Consider the following 2,676-nt stretch of genomic DNA (forward strand, 5'->3'; position numbering starts at 1 on the left):
GCCAAGCTGAAGGCGGACGCCGCCGTGAAGACGGCGACGAGCGCCGCCGCGGACGCCATCAAGGCCTCCCAGTCCGCCGCCTCTGCCGCCTCAACCGCGGTGAAGCTGGCCGACGACGCGGAGAAGGACGCCGCCAAGGCCAAGAAGGACGCCGACGCGGCGAAGGCCGAGGCCGTCAAGGCGGTCGCGGGAGCGGCCGACGCGGCCGGTCACGCCTACACCACCGCCCAGGCGGCGGAGGACGCAGGCAGCGCGGCACGACAGGTCGCGGCCCCTGCGAACGACGCGATCCAGCTCGGGTCGCCCTACGTCACCGCCGACTCGGCCGCCGGCCTGGCGGTGCTCACCGGCCAGTCGTCGAAGTCGATCGCCGAGCAGCAGCAGGCGGTCGCGGAGGCGCACGCCGCGAACGCCCAGAAGAACGCCGCACAGGCCCAGAGCCTGGCCAACGCGGCGACCGGCGACGCCAAGGCCGCCTACACGCTGGCCGCGGAGGCCGCCGGGTTCGCGGCGGACGCCCGCAAGTCGGCGAAGGAAGCCCTCGGTTACGCCGCCGAGGCGGCCAAGCACGCGGCGGCCGCCCAGGCTTCACTGGCCCGCACCATCGAGTACGGCCGGCAGGCCGCCGAGGACGCGGAGGCCGCCGACAAGGCCGCCGGCCGCGCCGAGGGCCACGCCACGGCCGCCCGGTCCTCCGCCGACCAGGCCGCCCTGGACGCGGAAGCCGCCCGCACGGCTGCCTCCGAGGCCGAGCAGGCCGCCAAGGACGCCCGAGCGGCGGCGAACCGCGCGGACGCCGAGGCCACGGCCGCGGAAGAGGCGGCCAAGGACGCAGAGAAGTACGCGCAGTCGGCACAGGAGGCGGCCGAGTCGGCCGCGCGCAAGGAGGCCAACCAGGTCGTCCAGGACGGTGCCGGAACCGGCGTCGGCGGTGTCTTCTACATCATCGACAAGATCACCGAGGGGGGTCCGGCCAAGCCGCTCGACAAGTGCGACTACGTGCCGCAGGGCTGCACGGTGACGTACGAGCTGAACCTGAACGTCACGGTCAGCTACTACTTCTGCGTCAACCCCGACGTGCCCGCCACCGAGGCCGGTTGCCCGCAGGCCGACACGGTCTTCCTCAAGACGGAGACGCTCACGAACCAGAAGCAGAAGTGGACTCACCACTTCAGCTTCGGCGAGATCACCCGGATCGGCTGGCAGAACCTCTTCGGAGAAACGGTCGGCGCGGTCCTGTACGAGATCGTGCTCGGCGATGTCGCCCGCTGCTACCACGGTGACAAGTCGAGCTGCGCCTGGTTCGCGTCCAACTTCATCCCCGGCAAGGTGTTCACGAAGATCGCCGACGGGATCCGGGCGCTCGACGCGGCGATGAAGACCGGGGTGGGGGTCGCGAACGCGTTCAAGGCGCTGAAGGCCCTGGATGTGGACCCGGCGACGCTGGCCAAACTCGAGGCGGGCGTAAACGCCTACGAGGACGTCATCACGACGTGCAAGGTCAACAGCTTCCCCGGTGACACCCGGGTGCTGATGGCCGACGGAAGCCGCAAGGCGATCCGGGACGTGCGTGAGGGCGACCAGGTCGTGGCTGCCGACCCGGGCACCGGACGGCTGCGGGCCGAGTCGGTCACCGACACGTTCCGGCACGACACCGAACGACTGGTGACCGTCCACCTGGCCGGAGGCAGCAGTTTGGACACGACGGCTGGACACAAGATCCGCACCGACGAGCGAGGATGGGTCCTCGCTTCCGAACTGCGCCCGGGAGACCGGTTGATCGGCCCCGACGGGACACTCCGCGTCGTGACCGACGTACGAGACCGGTCCGGTCTCGCCCCGCGCCGGGTGTACGACCTCACGGTCAACGGCCTGCACACGTTCTACGTGCGCACCGAGGGCCCCGAGGCGGCAGACGTACTCGTCCACAACTGCCTGAACCTCGGCGACGAAGACCTCCCACGCATGGTGGAGAAATACGAGAAGGAGATTCACACGCTGAAGGAGCACGTGAGGCCGGACGTGGCCGAGGCGTTCCGGCTCGCCAGGCTGAAGGGCGGGCCCAACACCGTCTGGACCAGTCAGGAAATCGCCCAGCAAGCCGTGGACCGGGTAGTGGGCGACTTCTTCAGCAAGCGGCTCCCGGGCGGCGAAAAGGTATTCGACAAAGACAAGTGGCAGAAGTTCCTGGACTGGGCGTCGAGGGCCAGAGACGGTGCGCAGTACCAGACAATCACAGGACGGTGGGATGCCTATTCCTCTCTGGGTAAGCGCTACCTGCCGGATGGGAGAACCATCCAGGATGCCGGTAACGAGGTAGTGGTGATCTTGATGAAGGTCAAGGGCCACACTGGGCAGAACCGGTACGGCTTCGTCGTCAAGACCGCTTACCCCAAGTAGCACGCGCCTCGTAGAGGACATGATCCATGCCACAGATGCGTCCAGATTACGTCGAACTGGGTTACTCAAGTGATTTCGGGCTCACCGGCCTGACGGAGCAACTGGGCTCCCCGGGGCTCCCTGCCGCGCTCGCGGCCGCGGCCCGGCTGGCAGACGGCTCCGACGGCGATGGAGCCGTGGAACTGGGAGAGGACGCCCGTCGGCTGCTGGACGCACCGTTGTCGGAGGAGGTTCTCCGCACGGTGTGGCTGGCCGTGGTGGGCCGGATTTTCGATC

At 69.0% G+C, this 2,676-nt stretch carries 1 protein-coding gene and 1 pseudogene; both read left to right on the forward strand.

Features of this window, described 5'->3' with window-relative positions:
• A partial coding sequence (locus ACWIF2_RS40505) for a Hint domain-containing protein (RefSeq protein ID WP_454366692.1) occupies nt 1-2,400 on the forward strand: 2,400 nt, incomplete at its 5' end.
• 26 nt (nt 2,401-2,426) lie between these two features.
• Nucleotides 2,427-2,676: pseudogene (locus tag ACWIF2_RS40510) on the forward strand (hypothetical protein); the annotation flags it as partial.

The sequence above is a fragment of the Streptomyces sp. NPDC055506 genome, assembly GCF_053643595.1.